Origin of the sequence: Nocardioides exalbidus (assembly GCF_900105585.1) — a bacterium.
Classification (GTDB): Bacteria; Actinomycetota; Actinomycetes; order Propionibacteriales; family Nocardioidaceae; genus Nocardioides; species Nocardioides exalbidus.
Genome location: NZ_FNRT01000001.1, coordinates 60,768 through 78,530, shown reverse-complemented (window position 1 = coordinate 78,530; position 17,763 = coordinate 60,768). Strand labels below are relative to the sequence as shown.

13 protein-coding genes are annotated in these 17,763 nt (G+C 72.4%); 11 read left to right on the top strand and 2 right to left on the bottom strand.

The window, feature by feature from the left end; translation table 11 throughout:
* Positions 1-35: 35 nt before the first annotated feature.
* Both BLV76_RS00365 and BLV76_RS00360 read right to left on the bottom strand, forming a co-directional pair.
* A complete protein-coding gene (locus BLV76_RS00365) occupies positions 36-1,643 on the bottom strand; it encodes an MFS transporter (protein ID WP_090967351.1) in 1,608 nt (535 codons plus the stop codon).
* A gap of 49 nt (positions 1,644-1,692) precedes the next feature.
* The gene (locus BLV76_RS00360) at positions 1,693-2,289 is read right to left on the bottom strand and encodes a TetR/AcrR family transcriptional regulator (RefSeq protein ID WP_090967350.1); all 597 of its coding nucleotides are present in this window, start codon (positions 2,287-2,289) and stop codon (positions 1,693-1,695) included.
* Positions 2,290-2,510: 221 nt separating this feature from the next.
* Here BLV76_RS00360 and ligA point away from each other — a divergent pair, with 221 nt between their 5' ends.
* The 11 genes from ligA (at position 2,511) to BLV76_RS00305 (ending at position 17,678) form a co-directional block, all read left to right on the top strand.
* Positions 2,511-4,637, top strand: coding sequence for an NAD-dependent DNA ligase LigA (gene ligA, locus BLV76_RS00355; protein WP_090967349.1), 2,127 nt, complete (start codon positions 2,511-2,513; stop codon positions 4,635-4,637).
* Between the two features lie 164 nt (positions 4,638-4,801).
* On the top strand, positions 4,802-6,058 hold the full coding sequence (locus tag BLV76_RS00350; RefSeq protein ID WP_090967348.1) for a calcium-binding protein: 1,257 nt from the start codon (positions 4,802-4,804) through the stop codon (positions 6,056-6,058).
* Between the two features lie 48 nt (positions 6,059-6,106).
* Positions 6,107-6,406: an Asp-tRNA(Asn)/Glu-tRNA(Gln) amidotransferase subunit GatC gene (gatC, locus tag BLV76_RS00345; RefSeq protein ID WP_090967347.1), complete on the top strand. Its 300-nt coding sequence runs from the start codon at positions 6,107-6,109 to the stop codon at positions 6,404-6,406.
* Positions 6,406-7,914 carry an Asp-tRNA(Asn)/Glu-tRNA(Gln) amidotransferase subunit GatA gene (gene gatA / locus BLV76_RS00340; protein ID WP_090967346.1) on the top strand — a complete coding sequence of 503 codons (1,509 nt, stop codon included), beginning with the start codon at positions 6,406-6,408 and terminating at the stop codon, positions 7,912-7,914. Before gatC ends, gatA begins: the two co-directional genes overlap by 1 nt.
* A complete protein-coding gene (gene gatB / locus BLV76_RS00335; protein ID WP_090967345.1) occupies positions 7,914-9,422 on the top strand; it encodes an Asp-tRNA(Asn)/Glu-tRNA(Gln) amidotransferase subunit GatB in 1,509 nt (502 codons plus the stop codon). The genes gatA and gatB overlap by 1 nt, the downstream gene beginning before the upstream one ends.
* A gap of 196 nt (positions 9,423-9,618) precedes the next feature.
* A complete protein-coding gene (locus tag BLV76_RS00330) occupies positions 9,619-11,028 on the top strand; it encodes a prenyltransferase/squalene oxidase repeat-containing protein (protein WP_090967344.1) in 1,410 nt (469 codons plus the stop codon).
* A gap of 337 nt (positions 11,029-11,365) precedes the next feature.
* Positions 11,366-13,054: a prenyltransferase/squalene oxidase repeat-containing protein gene (locus BLV76_RS00325; RefSeq protein ID WP_090967343.1), complete on the top strand. Its 1,689-nt coding sequence runs from the start codon at positions 11,366-11,368 to the stop codon at positions 13,052-13,054.
* A 97-nt stretch (positions 13,055-13,151) separates the two neighbouring features.
* On the top strand, positions 13,152-14,120 hold the full coding sequence (locus tag BLV76_RS21925; RefSeq protein ID WP_139306410.1) for a hypothetical protein: 969 nt from the start codon (positions 13,152-13,154) through the stop codon (positions 14,118-14,120).
* A gap of 5 nt (positions 14,121-14,125) precedes the next feature.
* Positions 14,126-15,253, top strand: a complete 1,128-nt coding sequence (locus BLV76_RS00315; protein ID WP_090967341.1) for an energy-coupling factor transporter transmembrane component T — start codon at positions 14,126-14,128, stop codon at positions 15,251-15,253.
* Positions 15,250-16,857: an ABC transporter ATP-binding protein gene (locus BLV76_RS00310; protein ID WP_090967340.1), complete on the top strand. Its 1,608-nt coding sequence runs from the start codon at positions 15,250-15,252 to the stop codon at positions 16,855-16,857. The genes BLV76_RS00315 and BLV76_RS00310 overlap by 4 nt, the downstream gene beginning before the upstream one ends.
* Positions 16,854-17,678, top strand: coding sequence for an ECF transporter S component (locus BLV76_RS00305; protein WP_090967339.1), 825 nt, complete (start codon positions 16,854-16,856; stop codon positions 17,676-17,678). Before BLV76_RS00310 ends, BLV76_RS00305 begins: the two co-directional genes overlap by 4 nt.
* The last annotated feature ends 85 nt before the right edge of the window (positions 17,679-17,763 follow it).

Sequence of the window (17,763 nt, the reverse complement as noted above, 5' to 3'; positions counted from 1 at the left end):
GGAGATCCTCCCTCTGGCGTGGTGGAGCGGGTGGATCAGTGCACGCCGACACCCTCGGGGGCGTCGTCGGTGGCGAGCTCGTCGTGCTTGACGTTGAGGAAGATCCACACGATGGCCGAGGCGGCCAGCATCATCACCGAGCCGACGAGGAACGCGTGGGTCGCGCCCTCGGCGAAGCCGGACAGGTAGGCGAGCTGGCCGACCTGCTCGTTCGACAGCGAGCCCTGGGCGGCCGCACCGATCTGCGGGGCGATCTCCTCGGTGCGGTTGGTGGTGAAGTGGAGCGCGACCGTGCTGAGGGTCGCGAGGCCGAGGGCGCCGCCGACCTGCTGCATGGTGTTCAGCACGCCCGAGCCGATGCCGGAGTCCTGGGCCCGGAGGCGGTGGACGGCGACCAGGGTCAGCGGCACGAAGTTGAGCCCCATGCCGAAGGCCATCAGCACGATGAACGGCAGGACGTGGGTCCAGTAGTTGACGCCGTCGCCGAGGTGGCCCGTCGTGGCGATCGTGTCGACGATGCCCGAGGCGCTGCTCGGGACGTCGAGCCGGCTGAAGCCGAAGAGGGCGATCGCGGACAGGATCGTGCCGACGCCGGAGAGCCAGCGCGGGTCCACGGTGGCGATGAGCTTGGACGCGGTGGTCGCCGAGATGATCATCGCGATCGAGAAGGGCAGGAACGCGAAGCCGGTGTGCAGCGGCGAGTAGCCCACGACGAGCTGGATGAACAGCGAGAGGAAGAAGAACATCGCGAACATCGCCGCCGGGACGATCATCATCACCGCGAAGGCGACCGCGCGGTTGCGGCTGGCGAAGATGCGGAACGGCAGCAGCGGGTGCTCGACGCGCGTCTCGATGACCGCGAACACGACGAGCAGGACGACGCCCGCGACGAGGCTCAGGATGGTGCTGGGCGCGCCCCAGCCGTAGGCCTCCTCGCCGGCACGGCTCAGTCCGAAGACGATGGCGAGCAGGCCGGCGGTGCCGGTGATCGCGCCGGGGACGTCGAGCCAGCCGGAGTGGCGCTCGGACTCGTCGAAGAAGCGCGGGGCGAAGAACGCCGCGGCCAGGCCGATCGGGACGACGATCAGGAAGGTGTAGCGCCAGCCCTCGATGCCCAGGGGCGAGTCGAGGCCGGTGAGCCAGCCACCGAGCACGAGGCCGACCGCGGCACCGACGCCCGCCATGGCGGCGTACACGGCGAAGGCGCGGTTGCGCTCCTTGCCGGCCGGGAAGGTCGTCGCGATGAGCGCGAGCGCGGCGGGCGAGGCGAGCGCGGCACCGAGGCCCTGGAAGGCACGGGCGCCGAGGAGCATCGCCTCGTTCTGGGCGGCGCCACCGACGAGCGAGGCGAGCGCGAAGAGCAGGACGCCCAGCATGAAGACGAGGCGGCGGCCGTAGAGGTCGGCCAGGCGCCCGCCGAGCAGCAGGAAGCCGCCGAAGGTCAGGGCGTAGCCGGTGACGATCCACTGGAGGTTGGCCTGGTTGATGTCCAGGTCGCGGCCGATGTAGGGGAGCGCGATGTTGGCGATGGTGCTGTCGAGCACCACCATCAGCTGGGCGAGCGAGATGAGCACCAGAGCCCAGCGCAGGCGCTTGTGCTGCTCGGGGGTCACCTCTTCGACAGCGGGAGCGAGGTCGGTCATGGGAGTCCTTCGGAGGAGTTCGGGTGGAGCAGGAGGGTCGGAGCGTGGGTCAGCGGGTGGGTCCGTGCAGGGCGGCCGGCAGGACGACCTCGTCGAGGACCCGGGCGATGAGCTCGGGCGTGATGGCCTCGCCGAGGAGGAAGCTGCGGTGCATGAGGATCGCGATCAACGACGGCGCGAGGATCGACAGGTCGGTGTCGGGGTGGAGCTCGCCGCGGTCGCGGGCGCGCTCGTAGATCGCGCGTGACGCCTCGATCTTGGGCGCGATGAAGTCGCGCCGGTAGACCTCGGCGAACTCGGGGTCGCGCGTCATCGCCGTGACGACGGCGGCCAGCACGACCTGGGCCATCGGGTCGCTGGGACCGCCGTGGCCGCAGTAGGCGTCGAGCAGGTCGCCGCGGAGCGAGCCGGTGTCCGGCTCTCGCGCCTCGCCCTTGTGGGCCATGATCGCGGCGACGACGAGCTCGGGCTTGCCCTTCCAGCGGCGGTAGAGGGTGGCCTTCGACGCCTTCGCCCGGGTGGCGACGGCGTCCATGGTCAGCAGGTCGTAGCCCACCTCCGCGAGCACCTCGAGGGTCGCCTCGAAGATCTCGAGCTCACGCTCACCCTCCACGCGGGGACGGGTGCCTGCCTCGGTTGGTGTCATGGGTGCCTCGGTGCGCCTTCCTGGGTGTGTGTGACGGCCGTCACGATGAAACGGTACGGTTTCGTTTCGTTCCAACGGGAGGGTAGCCCCGCGTATTCCGATGGAACAAATCCGTTTCATCTCAGGCGTGGCCCGGTCCAGACCGGAGCGTGGTACGACGTCCTCCGGCCGCACCCGCGTCGGTGCGCGCCGGTGTCGGTGAGGAGCGGCAGACTGTGCCCATGAGCACGCCTGATGAGTCCGGGTCGGAGCCGGAGGTCGCCGCCGCCACCGCCACGGCGCGCGAGCGGCACCGTGAGCTGAGCGAGCAGGTCGAGGACGCCCGCTGGCGTTACTACGTGCTCGACACGCCGACGCTCTCCGACGCCGACTTCGACGTCCGGCTGCGCGAGCTCGAGGGCCTCGAGGAGGAGTTCCCCGAGCTGCGCACGCCCGACTCGCCGACCCAGCGCGTCGGGGGAGCGGTGTCGACCGACTTCACGGCGGTCGACCACCTCCAGCGGATGGAGAGCCTGGACAACGCGTTCAACCCCGACGAGCTCGCGGGGTGGTACTCCCGGATCCTGCGCGAGGGCATCGAGGCACCCGCCCTGCTGTGCGAGCTCAAGGTCGACGGCCTGGCGATCAACCTCCTCTACGAGGACGGCCGGCTGGTGCGCGCGCTGACCCGCGGCGACGGACGCACCGGCGAGGACGTGACGCCCAACGTCAAGACGATCGCCTCGGTGCCCCACCGGCTCGCGGGCACCGACGAGTTCCCGGTGCCGGCGCTGGTCGAGGTGCGCGGCGAGGTGTTCCTCCCGAGCGAGGCCTTCGAGCGGCTCAACGCCTCGATGACCGAGGCCGGCAAGCCGATGTTCGCCAACCCGCGCAACGCCGCCGCCGGCTCGCTGCGCCAGAAGGACCCGCGCGTCACCGCGACCCGCGACCTCGGCATGGTCTGCCACGGCATCGGCGCGCGGGAGGGCTTCGAGCCGCAGACCCAGAGCGGCGCCTACGACGCCCTGCGCGCGTGGGGGCTGCCGACGTCCGAGGAGGTGCGCGTCGTGGCGACGCTGGCCGACGTCGAGGCCCGCATCGCCCACGTCGGCGAGCACCGCCACACGATCGTCGGCTACGAGATCGACGGCGTCGTGGTCAAGGTCGACGACGTCTCGCTGCAGCGCCGCCTGGGCTCGACCAGCCGCGCGCCGCGCTGGGCGATCGCCTGGAAGTACCCGCCCGAGGAGGTCAACACGCTCCTCAAGGCGATCGAGGTCAACGTCGGCCGCACGGGCCGCGTCACCCCCTACGGCGTGATGGAGCCGACCAAGGTGGCCGGGTCCACCGTGGAGAACGCCACCCTCCACAACGCCCACGAGGTCAAGCGCAAGGACGTCCGTCCCGGCGACACCGTCATCCTGCGCAAGGCCGGTGACGTGATCCCGGAGATCCTCGGCCCGGTCCTCGACCTGCGCCCGAAGGGGCTCAGGCCCTGGCGGATGCCCACCAGGTGCCCGTCCTGCAAGACCCCGCTGGCCCAGCAGAAGGAGGGTGACAAGGACCTCCGCTGCCCCAACCACGAGAAGTGCCCCGCCCAGGTGCGCGAACGGGTCTTCCACGTCGCCGGGCGCGGCGCCTTCGACATCGAGGGACTCGGCTACGAGGCGGCGGTCGCGCTCCTGGACGCGGGGGCGATCACCAACGAGGGCGACCTGTTCGACCTCGACGAGGCGGCGCTGCTGACTGCTCCGCTCTTCACCCGCGCCCCCAAGAAGGGCGAGGACGGGCCGCAGCTCAGCGCCAACGGCGTACGCCTGCTGGCACACCTGCACGAGCGCAAGGCCGCGGTCCCACTGTGGCGGGTGCTGGTGGCCCTGTCGATCCGCCACGTCGGACCGACCGCGGCGCGCGCGCTGGCGACCGAGCTGGGCTCGATGGCCGCCATCCGCGAGGCGTCGGAGGAGCAGCTGGCCGCGACCGACGGCGTCGGCCCGACCATCGCCGCGTCGGTCCGCGAGTGGCTCGACGGCGACGCCTCGACCTGGCACGTCGCGATCCTCGACGCGTGGGAGGCGGCCGGGGTCTCGATGGCCGACGAGCGCGACGAGTCGATCGCGCGCACGCTCGAGGGCCTCACGATCGTCGCGACCGGGTCGCTCCAGCACTACACCCGCGACTCGGTGAAGGAGGCGATCATCGGCCGCGGCGGCAAGGCTGCGGGGTCGGTCTCCAAGAACACCGACTACGTCGTGGTGGGCGAGAACGCCGGGTCCAAGGCCGACAAGGCCGAGCAGCTCGGCGTCCCGGTGCTCGACGAGGAGCAGTTCACGCTGCTGCTCGAGCAGGGTCCCGACGCGCTGGGCTGACGCTGCCCGGGCCCACGTGGGGGTGGACGGCGTGCCGACGGGCGTGTAGACCGGCGGGACGGGTGGATGCGCGTCCCGGCACCCGCGACAACCAATCCGCCGTCCTCGTGGTCCCACCACCGAGGGGTGCCGTCTCGGGCACTCACGCAGCGAAAGGTCTCCCCATGACTCGCAACGTCCGCCACCTGCTCGGCACGACCGCGGTGCTCGCCGTCGCGCTCACCCCCGTGGCCGCCCTCGGCACAGCCGCGCAGGCCGCACCGCCCACCTGCGGCGGCCTGAAGGCGACGATCGTCGGCAACGACAAGTCCAACACGATCACCGGCACCCCGAAGCGGGACGTCGTGGTCGCGAAGGGCGGCAACGACGTGATCCGCGGCCTCGGGGGCAACGACGTCATCTGCGGCGGCGACGGGGCCGACACCATCTACGGCGGCGACGGCGACGACCGCATCGCCGGCGAGAGCGACCTGCTGCGCATCGACAAGTTCGGCCGGGTCGTGAAGAAGGGCGACACGATCACCGGCGGCGCCGGCGACGACACGATCAGCCTCGGCTACGACCCGCGGCCGGCGACCGAGGGCACGACGGTCCAGCTCGACACCCTGTCCTACTCCGACGCCCCGGCCCCGGTCGTGGTCGACCTCCGGGCCGCCGCGAGCGTCCCGATCGCCGCCGACGGCAACGACACCGTCACCGGTTTCGACGGCGGCCTCCGGATCGTCGCGACCGCCTTCAACGACACGATCAAGGGCACCAACAAGGCCGACGTCATCCTCGCGCGGGGCGGCGACGACACCGTCTTCGGGCGCGGCGGCGACGACGTCGTCTACGCCGACGCGGCCGGCACGGTGGGCAACGACCGGCTCTACGGCGAGGCGGGCGACGACACCCTGAGCGCAGCGATCGGCGTCGACACGCTCGTCGGCGGCAGCGGCAGCGACGTCCTGTCGACGACCTCCGAGCTGCACCAGGTGATCCGCGGTGGCGGAGGCATCGACACCGTCACGTTCCCGATCCCGCTGGAGTCCGGCTTCTCGATCAAGGGCCACCGCGGCCAGGACCGGTTGCGCCTGCTGCCCAGCTCCAACCCGGCCTCCAAGCCCACGCTGCGCATCGACCAGCTCAAGAAGACGACCATCCGCGACCTGCAGCCCTACACGATCGAGGGCAAGATCACCGGCTTCAGCGACATCCAGCTGCCCGCGCGGGCGCTGTCGATCTTCAAGGGCAGCAACGAGTCGGAGGTCGTCACGGCCAACCCCGACTACCGCGTGATGGTCTACGGCCGGGGCGGCGCGGACGTGATCACCGGCTCCGGCGAGCCCGACCGGCTGGACGGCGGTCCCGGCTTCGACATCGTCCGCGGTCGCGGCGGCAACGACACCTGCAAGAACGCCGAGAAGCGCTCGAGCTGCTGACGTCCACCCGGTCGGTCGGGCACGCGGGCCGACACTAGGATTGCCCGCATGCCTGAGATCTCCCGGGAGGAAGTGGCCCACCTCGCCACCCTGGCCCGCATCGACCTCTCCGACGCCGAGCTCGACCACCTCGCACCCCAGCTGAGCGTGATCCTCGAGTCCGTCGCCTCCATCACCGGTGTCGCCGGGGACGACGTCCCGCCGACGTCGCACGCGATCCCGCTGACCAACGTCTTCCGCGAGGACGTCGTGGTGCCCGGCCTGACCGCCGAGGAGGCGCTCTCCGGCGCCCCGGCCGTGGAGGACCAGCGCTTCTCCGTCCCGCGGATCCTGGGCGAGGAGGCCTGATGAGCGACCTCCGCACCACCGCCGCCTCGATCGCCGCCGAGCTCGCGGCCGGCGAGGTGACCTCGGTCGAGGTCACCCAGCGCCACCTCGACCGGATCGCCGAGGTCGACGACCGCGTCCACGCCTTCCTCCACGTCGACCCCGAGGGCGCGCTCGCCCAGGCGGCCGAGTCGGACGCCCGGCGCGCCCGCGGCGAGGCACGCGGCGCGCTCGACGGCGTACCGATCGCGGTCAAGGACGTGCTCGCCACGCGCGGCCTGCCCACCACCTGCGGCTCGAAGATCCTCGAGGGCTGGATCCCGCCCTACGACGCGACCGTCGTGACGAGGCTGCGCGAGGCCGGCCTGCCGATCCTCGGCAAGACCAACATGGACGAGTTCGCGATGGGCTCCTCCACCGAGTACTCCGCCTACGGCCCGACCCGCAACCCGTGGGACCTCGACCGGATCCCCGGCGGGTCCGGCGGCGGCTCGGCGGCCGCGGTCGCGGCCTTCGAGGCACCGCTCGCCATCGGCACCGACACCGGCGGCTCGATCCGCCAGCCCGGCGCCGTCACCGGCACCGTCGGCGTGAAGCCGACCTACGGCGGCGTGTCCCGCTACGGCCTCGTGGCCCTGGCCAACAGCCTCGACCAGGCCGGACCGGTCACCCGGACGGTCCTCGACTCCGCGATGCTCCACGACGTCATCGGCGGTCACGACCCGCGCGACTCGACCTCGATCGACCAGGAGTGGCCCTCGTTCACCGACGCCGCCACGGCCGGTGCGACCGGAGACATGACCGGCGTCAAGGTCGGCGTGATCACCGAGCTCGCGGGCGACGGCTGGCAGCCCGGCGTGATGGCGCGCTTCCAGGACTCGGTCGACCTGCTGGTCAAGGCCGGCGCCGAGGTCGTCGAGGTCTCGTGCCCGTCGTTCGTGCACGCGCTCGCCGCCTACTACCTGATCCTCCCGGCCGAGGCCTCCAGCAACCTCGCGAAGTTCGACGCGATGCGCTACGGCCTCCGGGTCACGCCCGAGGGCAGCCCGAGCGCCGAGGACGTCATGCGGGCCACCCGTGACGCCGGCTTCGGCGACGAGGTCAAGCGTCGCATCATCCTCGGCACCTACGCGCTGTCCAGCGGCTACTACGACGCCTACTACGGCCAGGCGCAGAAGATCCGCACGCTGATCAGCCGCGACTTCGACGCCGCCTTCGGGCAGGTCGACGTCCTCGTCTCGCCCACGGCGCCCACCACGGCGTTCAAGCTGGGGGAGAAGCTCGACGACCCGATCGCGATGTACCTCAACGACCTCGCCACCATCCCGGCCAACCTCGCCGGCGTGCCCGGCATCTCGGTGCCCAACGGCCTCGCCGACGAGGACGGGCTGCCGAGCGGGCTGCAGGTGCTCGCGCCCGCGCTCGCCGACGACCGCGTCTACCGCGTCGGCGCCGCGGTGGAGGCACTGCACGAGAAGGAGTGGGGCGCCCCGCTCCTCGACCGCGCGACCGGACTGGAGGTCAAGTGATGACCGAGACGCTGATGTCCTACGACGACGTGCTGGCGGCCTACGACCCCGCCCTCGGCCTCGAGGTGCACGTCGAGCTCAACACCGCCTCGAAGATGTTCTGCGGCTGCCCCGCGGTCTTCGGTGGCGAGCCCAACGCCGGCACCTGCCCGACCTGCCTCGGCCTGCCCGGCGCGATGCCGGTCGTCAACGGCAAGGCCGTCGAGTCGGCCATCCGGATCGGCCTCGCGCTCAACTGCGACATCGCCGAGTGGTGCCGCTTCGCGCGCAAGAACTACTTCTACCCGGACATGCCGAAGAACTTCCAGACGTCGCAGTACGACGAGCCGATCGCCTTCGACGGCTACATGGACGTCACCGTGCCCGTCGAGGGTGGCGACGACGAGACGTTCCGGGTCGAGATCGAGCGCGCCCACATGGAGGAGGACACCGGCAAGTCGCTGCACGTCGGCGGTGCCACCGGTCGCATCCACGGTGCCGACTACTCGCTCGTCGACTACAACCGCGCCGGCATCCCGCTCATCGAGATCGTCACCCGACCGATCCTCGGTGCGGGGGAGCGGGCGCCCGAGGTCGCGAAGGCCTACGTCTCGCAGCTGCGCGAGCTGATCGTCGCCCTCGGCGTCTCCGAGGCGCGGATGGACCAGGGCAACCTGCGTGCCGACGTGAACCTCTCGCTCTCCCCCAAGGGCAGCGGCGTGCTCGGCACCCGCACGGAGACCAAGAACGTCAACTCGTTCCGCTCGGTCGAGCGTGCGGTGCGCTTCGAGATGCAGCGGCACGCGGCGATCCTGAGCGGCGGCGGATCGATCCTCCAGGAGACCCGCCACTGGCACGAGGACACGGGCATCACCACGAGCGGTCGCGAGAAGTCCGACGCCGAGGACTACCGCTACTTCCCCGAGCCCGACCTCGTCCCCGTGGCCCCGAGTCGCGAGTGGGTCGAGGAGCTGCGCGGCACGCTCCCGGAGAACCCGACGGTGCAGCGCGCCCGCCTGCAGGCCGAGTGGGGCTTCAGCGACCTCGACATGCGCGACACCATCGGGGCCGGCGCGCTCGGCCTGGTGATCGAGACGATCGCCGAGGGCGCCACCCCGCAGGCCGCGCGCAAGTGGTGGCTGGGCGAGCTGGCCCGACGCAGCAACGAGGACGGCGTCGACCTCGTCGACCTGCCGATCACCCCCGCCGACGTGGCGCGGGTCCAGGCGCTCGTCGACGACAAGACCGTCAACGACAAGCTCGCCCGCCAGGTCATCGAGGGCGTCCTCGCCGGCGAGGGCACCCCGGACGAGGTCGTCGCGAGTCGTGGCCTGGCCGTGGTCTCCGACGACGGTGCGCTGGGCTCGGCCGTCGACAACGCCATCGCGGCCAACCCCGACGTCGCCGACAAGATCCGCGAGGGCAAGGTCGCCGCGGCCGGTGCGCTCATCGGTGCGGTGATGAAGGAGATGCGCGGTCAGGCCGACGCCGGCCGCGTGCGTGAGCTCATCCTGGAGAAGCTCTCCTGACGACGGCGTCCGGTGTGGTGGCCTGAGACCTCGTACTGAGACTTTGGGCTGATTCGGGGGCCGACTTAGGTGGTCCAGACAACTTGTTACGGTCGTGGCGAGTCCCACTGGTCACATCACCCACACCGAATCGCCCGCACCTCATGGGGAGGGCGCGACCCCTGCGGTCGCGTGCCCTGCGGGCCGGAAGGAAGTCATGAACCACCTGAATCGTCACGTCCGCTCGGCGGCAGCCGCGCTGTCGGTCGCCGCGCTCGGCGCCGGAGTGCTCGCCGCCCACCCGGCGTCCGCAGAGCCCTCGCCCGCCCTCCGCACCGCGAAGGCAGCGGCCACCACGGACAGCACGCCCTCGAAGGTCGCCGCCGCGTGGCTCGCGGACGAGCTCACCAACGGCCTCATGGTGACCAACGGCCGTCCTGACTTCGGTCTCACGATCGACACCGGCATGGCGCTCTCGACCGTGTCGGGCTACGACTCCACGGTGTCAGCGATCAACACCGTGCTGCAGCCCCGCATCGCGGAGTACGTCGGCAACGGCACCGATGAGTCCTACGCCGGCGCGCTCGCCAAGACGGCGACGTTCGTCCGCGCCGCCGACCAGAGCCCGCTCGACTACAACGGGATCAACCTCGTGGCACGCCTCGAGGAGCGCACCGCCAACGTCCCCGCCGACTCGGCCGCCGAGCCCCAGGCAGCGGCCATCGCAGGCCGCATCTTCGACAAGTCCGCGTCGGGCAACTTCGCCAACGTCGTCGGCCAGTCCTACGCCGTGCGTGCTCTCACGGTCGCCGGCTCGCCGGAGGCGGGTGCCGCGCGCGACTTCCTGCTCAAGCAGCAGTGCGCCTCGGGTGCGTTCCGGCTCAACTTCGCGAAGGCCGACAACCCGGCCCAGGCCTGCGCCGACGGCGTGGCCGGCAGCGAGGCCGACCCCGACGCGACCGCTCTGGCCGTGATCAACCTGATCGAGTCCGGCGACCGGACCCCGGCCGTCTCGGCCGCCCTCACCAAGGCCGGCGACTGGCTGGTCGCGCGCCAGCGCGGCAGCGGCGCCATCCGCAGCGCCGGAACGGGTGCCCAGATCAACACCAACTCGACGGCCGTCGGCGGCTACGCCCTCGGCCTGCTCCAGCTGCGTGACTCGGCCAGGAAGGCGGCCGTGTGGGTGCGCAAGAACCAGCCGGTCGACAAGTACCGGTGCCGCACCGCGCTCACCAAGGACATCGGCGCCGTGGCCTACCGCCCCGACCGCGTGAAGCAGTCGACCACCACGGGCATCAAGGCCGAGGCCCGTGACGAGTGGCGCCGCGCGACCGCCCAGGCCGTCCTCGGCCTGCAGTTCGCGCCGGCGAGCAAGGACAAGTTCCGCATCGAGTCGGTGCGCAAGCAGGCGCGTGCGGGCGAGCGTCCCCAGTTCCGCGTCTACGGCCTCGCTCCGGCGGAGAACGCCTGCGTGATGGTCAACGGCGACTTCTCGCGGATCAAGGGCAAGCCGTCCGGCGACAAGATCGTCCGGAAGCTCCAGATGCCGACCGGCAACCAGCGTCGCTACGCGGTGGTCTACACCTCCGACGAGGACGCCCGGACGTCGATCCTGGTCCGCAACTGATCCACCTGCACCACCTGTGATCCACCTCTGATCCAGCCCTGATCCACCGCTTCGGCCCGGCGCTCCACCCCTCATCGGTGGCGCCGGGCCGACGTGCGTCCGGATCGGACCCGGGGTTACGCTTCGCTGGCCGCACCCGACCGGGGCGGCACCGAAACGCCCGAGCAGGGGAAAGCCGGTCCGAGTCCGGCGCTGACCCGCAACCGTGGGCACGGGAGGGATCCCGTGCAAGCCGGAGCACCCGGCTCGACGCGTCCTGAACACCATCGCTGTCGAGGAACGCAGCGAGGAGCCTGGACCAGCCCGGCCCTCGTTGTCGCAGCGGGGGAAGGAACCCATGAAGCGCCTCACTGGACTCGCGGCGGCCGCGCTCGTCGCCACGTCGCTCGCGACCCTCCCTGCGCCCGCGCAGGCCCATCCCGCCGGGGACCGAGCCGTCTCCGCCGGAGCCACCTGGCTGAAGAGCCAGCTCACTGGCGGGATCCTGCACAACGACGAGTACGACTACGACGACCTCGGACTGTCTGCCGACGTCGCCTTCGCACTGGACGCAGTCGGCCAGCCTGCCGCGGTGGCAGGAATCGTGGACGCGATCGAGCCCGACGTCGAGTCCTGGGTCGGCGATCCGTTCACGCCCGGACGCGTCTATGCCGGCAGCGTCGCCAAGATGGTGAGCGTCGTGCAGGCGGCCGGCCAGGACCCGACCGCGTACGGAGGCACGGACCAGGTGGCTCGCCTGGCCGGCCTCGTCTCCTCGGCTCCGGGAACCAACGGGCGGCTGGAGGATGCCGGGGTCGACACCACGAGCCCGTACGACGCCGACTTCGTCAACGTCATCGGCCAGTCCTTCGCCGCGCGAGCCCTCACGACGGCCGGTTCGCTCCGCGCGAGCGACGCGACGGCCTTCCTGCTCGACCAGCAGTGCGACGACGGCTTCTTCCGTGCGGATCTCGCGTTCGACAAGGCCGCCGCCGAGCAGGGTTGCGTCGACGACACCGACGTCGGCAGCGTCGACTCGACGGCTCTCACGGTGATCAACATCCTGGACACTCCCGGCGCATCCGCGGCGGCCAAGGGCGCGGCGTACCTCGCTGCCAGCTGGCTCAAGGGCCAGCAGCTCGCCGACGGGTCGTTCTCCGGTGGCGCAGTGGGCGTCAACGCGAACTCCACCGGCTTGGCTGCCTGGGCGCTGGCAGAGGCCGGCCAGGACGGCGCCGCGACCAGGGCGGCGACGTGGTTGCGCGGACTCCAGGTCGCCGATCTCGCCCCCTGCAGCGCGACCCTCGCCGGGGTCAACGGCGCGGTGCTCTACCAGCCCGACGACCTCTCGGCAGCTCGTACCGCCGGAGCGTTGTCCGTCCCGGCCCGGGAGCGTGCGCGCCGTGCCACCGCGCAGGCCCTGCCCGCACTGGCCAGCGTGCCGGTCGCGACCGGCACTCCCGCGCTGGCCGTCCCGGCCACCGCGACCGAGAAGTCCGCAGTCAGCGTGACGGTGTCCGGCCTCGGCGCCGGTGAGCCTGGTTGCGTGAGCCTCGGGTCCACCGCGAAGCCGGTGACCGGCACGGGATCGCCCGTCACGGTCGCCCTCGACCTGCCGGCCGGCGCCGGTCCGCGCACCGTCACCCTCACGACCCTCGGTGGTTCTGTCAGCGCGTCGACGATCGCCTCGCTCGCTCCGACACCTGCTGCTCCGTCCGTCGGCGCGGTGGACGCACCGAGGACCGTCAAGGTCGACGGCAGGAAGTTCTCCCTCGCTGTCACGTGCGACGCCGCTGTGGCGTGCACCGGCAAGCTCAAGGTGAGCACCGCCTCGAAGGTGAAGCTGGCGACGGGCAAGAAGGTCGTCGTGCTCGCCAAGCGGAGCTACCGGGTGGCACCGGGTGGCGAGAAGGACCTCGTGCTGAAGCTCACCAAGCCCGGTCGGGCGCTGCTCGCCTCGGGCAAGGTCAAGGTGAAGGCCGTGCAGACCGCGAAGGGTGCCGAGCCGGCCACCACCCGGTTCTGGCTCAAGATCGCCAAGGGCTGATCTGGACGTGATCTCCTCCTGGACGCGACCCCTCGCCCGGGCACTGGCACTCGCCGTGCTGGGCGGGGGTTCCGTCCTGCTCGCACCCTCCGCCTGGGTGTCCGCAGCCTCAGCCGCGACGTGCACCTCGGGAGGCGGCGTCAGCGTCGTCGTGGACTTCCGGGAGCTCGGCGGAGGCATCCTCACCGAGTGCGCGCCCGACGGCGGCGGGAAGAGCGCGACCGCCATCTTCCAGTCGGTGGGTGTCCGCCTCACGTACGCCACCCGTCAGCCGGGCTTCGTCTGCCGGGTGAACGACGCTCCGGCCGAGGACCCCTGCACCAACACGTCGCCGGCCAACGCCACGTGGGGCCTGTGGTGGGCCGACGGGACCCGGGCCTCGTGGACGTACTCGTCGTCCGGCGTCGGCGGTCTGACCGTCCCCGCCGGCGGCTCGGTCGGCTGGTCCTGGCAGCAGGACCGCCCGTCGGGCTCCGCCGTACCTCCCGGTGTGGCACCACCCGTGAACCCCGCCTCGCCCAGCCCGACGTCGACGCCCACGCCCACCTCGTCGCCGTCGGCCACGCCGACGGGCGGCTCCGGCGGCGGGGGCTCGAGCTCGCCGACCGCCACCCCGACCCCGGGCGGCGGCAAGGGTGGCAAGGGCGGCAAGGGTGGCGGATCGGGGTCGACGACCTCGCCCTCGGCCTCACCGTCGGCCACGCCGTCCGGCTCGCCGTCGGCATCGGAGTTCCCCTCCGAATCATCCTCCGGGTCGCCGTCCGCGAGCGCGTCGCAGTCGCCACTGGCCAGTGAGTCTCCTGGAGACTCACAGCCGAGCGACGGCGCGAGCTCGGCCTCCGAGGAACCGTCCCTTGCCACTGAGTCTCCAGGAGACTCAAGCCCCAGTGCGGGCTCCGAGCCGTCCGGCCCCGCCTCTGAGTCTCCTGGAGACTCAAGGGCGAGCGGAGCGGAGGACGACCAGCCCGGCCGGGTCCCCGCACCCGTGACCTGGGGCGTCGTCGCGCTCCTCGCGATCGGCATCCTGGTCAGCGCACTGGTCGCGCGCCGACGCCGGGGAGCCTGACCCGCGTGCCCGGGACGGCACCCCTGACCCGACAGCTGCCGCGCGACCTGCACCCGGTCGCCTGGTGGGTGTGGGCGATCGGGCTCGCGACCGCCGCCTCGCTGACGACGAACCCGCTGCTCCTCCTCCTGGTGATGGGGTCGGCGACGGCCGTGGTGGTGGCGCGCCGCTCCGGGCACCCGTTCGGCCGCTCGTTCCGGCTGTACGCGCTCCTCGCAGCGGTCACCGTGGTGCTGCGCGTCGTGTTCCGGATCCTCTTCGGCGGCCAGGAGTTCGGCCACGTCCTGCTCGACCTCCCGGAGGTCCCGCTCCCCGACTGGGCGGCGGGCGTGCGCCTGCTCGGGCCCGTCACGAGCGAGGCGGTCCTCGCCGGGTTGTACGACGGCCTCCGGCTGGCCGCGATCATCCTCTGCGTCGGCGCGGCCAACTCGCTCGCCAACCCCAAGCGGCTGCTCGCCTCGGTGCCGCCGGCGCTCTACGAGATCGGCACGGCCCTCGTCGTGGCGGTCACGATCTTCCCGCAGCTCGCCGACAGCGCCCGCCGAGTGCGTGCGGCCCAGGCCCTCCGGGGCGGTACGACGACGGGTGTCGGGCGGCTGCGCCGCTTCCTCGTCCCGGTGCTCGAGGACGCGCTCGAGCGCTCGCTGGCCCTGGCGGCCGGCATGGACACCCGCGGCTACGGACGCTCCGGCGGCGCGAGCGATCGCGAGCGCCGGGTCACCGGCGGACTGCTGCTCCTGGCGCTCACCGGCATCTGCGTGGGGACGTACGCCTGGCTCGACCCGACCGCGCCCCGCGTGCTCGCCCTGCCGATGCTCGGTGCTGGCGTCGTCGTCGCCGTGCTCGGGCTCGCGAGCGCCGGACGCCGCGTGCAGCGCACCCGCTACCGTCCGGACCCGTGGCGGGCGGGGGAGGCGGTCGCCGTCTCGACGGGTCTCGCCGTCGCTGTCCTCGGGTGGTACGTCGGCCACACGCAGGTCCTCGTCGCCTACCCGGGGGGCGACGTGGCGCCGTACCTCTCGCCCCTGGCCCTCCTCGTCGGCGTGCTCGGCACGATCCCTGCCGTCGCGACGCCGGTCCCGGCCAGCGCGCTCGCCCAGCGCGAGCCGGCCCGCCCGGGGGTGGCGGCATGATCGACCTGAGGGGCATCGGCTTCCGCTACGACGAGCGCGAGGTGCTGCGCGGCGTCGACCTCAGCCTGGACGAGGGCGAGCTCGTCCTCGTGTCCGGCCGCACCGGCGTCGGGAAGTCCACCCTGCTCGGCGTGGTCACCGGACTCGTGCCCCGCTTCACCGGAGGCGTGCTCACCGGCGACGTGCTCCTCGACGGCGCCAGCATCGTCGACCAGCCGCCGCGCGAACGCGCCCACGTGGTGGGCTACGTCGGCCAGGACCCGCTCGCCGGCTTCGTCACCGACACGGTCGAGGAGGAGCTCGCCTACGGCATGGAGCAGGTCGGCACCGCCCCCGGGACGATGCGCCGGAGGGTCGAGGAGACGCTCGACCTGCTCGGGATCGCCGACCTCCGCTCGCGCGACCTGCGCACCCTCTCCGGCGGTCAGCAGCAGCGCGTCGCGATCGGCTCGGTCCTCACGATGCACCCCCGGGTCCTGGTGCTCGACGAGCCGACCTCGGCGCTCGACCCCACCGCCGCCGAGGACGTCCTCGCCACCATCACCCGGCTCGTCCACGACCTCGGCCTGACCGTCCTGCTCGCCGAGCACCGGCTCGAGCGCGTCGTGCCGTTCGCCGACCGGATCTGCCTCGTCACCGGCGACGGAGGCATCCGGGTCGACTCCCCCCACGAGGTCCTGGCCGACTCACCCGTCGCGCCACCGCTCGTCGAGCTGGGCAGGCTCGTCGGCTGGAGCCCGCTCCCGCTGACGGTGCGTGACGCCCGTCGCCAGGCCCGCGGCCTGCCCGACCTGGCCCCGCCGACCCCGCCCGAGCCGCCCCGAGCCGCCCCCCTCCTCGTCGCTCGCGGGGTGAGCGTCGTCCACGGCTCGCACGTCGCCGTGCGCGACCTCGACCTCACCCTGGGCGCCGGCCGCGTCACGGTCCTGATGGGGCGCAACGGCTCGGGGAAGTCCAGCCTCATCTGGGCGTTGCAAGGCACCGGCAAGCGGCGGTCCGGGACGGTCCACGTGGCCGGCGACGACCCGGCCGACCTCGCCCTCGCGCAGCGTCGTACGCACGTCGGGTTGGTGCCGCAGACCGCCGCGGACCTGCTCTACCTCGAGTCGGTCACCGACGAGTGCGCGGCGGCTGACACCGGCGCCGGGGCCGCGGCCGGCACCTGCCGCGGACTCCTCGACCGGCTGGCCCCGGGCATCGACCCGACGATCCACCCGCGCGACCTCTCCGAGGGCCAGCGGCTGGCCCTCGCGCTGTCGATCGTGCTCACCGCGCGGCCGCCGGTCGTGCTGCTCGACGAACCCACCCGCGGGCTCGACTACGCCGGCAAGGCGGAGCTCGCCCGCATCGTCGCCGACCTCGCGGCCGACGCCCGCGCCGTGCTGCTGGCCACCCACGACGTCGAGTTCGCCGCCCACGTCGCGGACGAGGTCGTCGTGATGGCCGAGGGCGAGGTCGTCTCCTCCGGCTCGCCGCAGCGGGTGCTCGCCGAGTCGCCGTCGTTCGCCCCGCAGGTCACCAAGGTGCTGGGCGCGCCGTGGCTCGTCGTCGAGGAGGTCGCCACGGCGCTCGACGGCCCGGACGCCGAGGAGGACGCGCGATGAGCACGGTCGAGCGGACCCGGCCCGGCGCCGCGCCCGGCGTCGCGCTGCCGATCGGCCCGCGCACGGCTGCGGTCCTCGTGCTCGCCTCGCTGGCCGGACTGATGATGCTCTGCTGGCCGCTGCTGCTCGACGCCCAGCCGGGGGACCGGGTCGAGCCGCCGTTCTTCTTCCTCGCCCTCCTGCCGGTCGTGATGGTCATGGTCCTCGCCGAGATGGGGGAGGGCGGCATGGACTCGCGGGTGCTCGCGGTCCTCGGCGTCCTGTCGGCGATCAACGCCGTGCTGCGCGGCCTCGGAGCGGGCACCGCCGGCATCGAGCTCGTCTTCTTCCTGCTCGTGCTCGGCGGACGCGTGTTCGGGGCGGGCTTCGGCTTCGTGCTCGGCTGCACGTCGCTGTTCGCCTCCGCCCTGCTCACCGCCGGGGTCGGTCCGTGGCTGCCGTTCCAGATGATCTGCTCGGCGTGGGTCGGCATGTGCGCCGGCCTGCTGCCGCGGCGGGTGACCGGGCGGGCGGAGATCGTCATGCTCGTCGCGTACGCCGTCGTGGCCTCGTACCTCTTCGGCCTGCTGATGAACCTCAGCTCGTGGCCGTTCACGCTCGGCATCGCCGTCCCCGGCCACGAGGGCTCCCTGGCCTACGTCGCCGGCGCGCCCGTGCTCGAGAACGCGCACCGGTTCCTCGTCTACACGCTGATCACCTCGACCGGCGGGTGGGACACCGGGCGGGCGATCACGACCGGCCTCGCGATCGTGGTCCTCGGACCCGCGATCCTCACCACGCTGCGACGCGCCGCGCGACGCGCCGTCGTACGCCCGGGCTGACGAGGGCCTCCACCCAACGCGCAACCGAGGTGACGTCGACACGTCACCGACGGGTCGTCCGGCGGCCAAGGTCGACCGACACCCT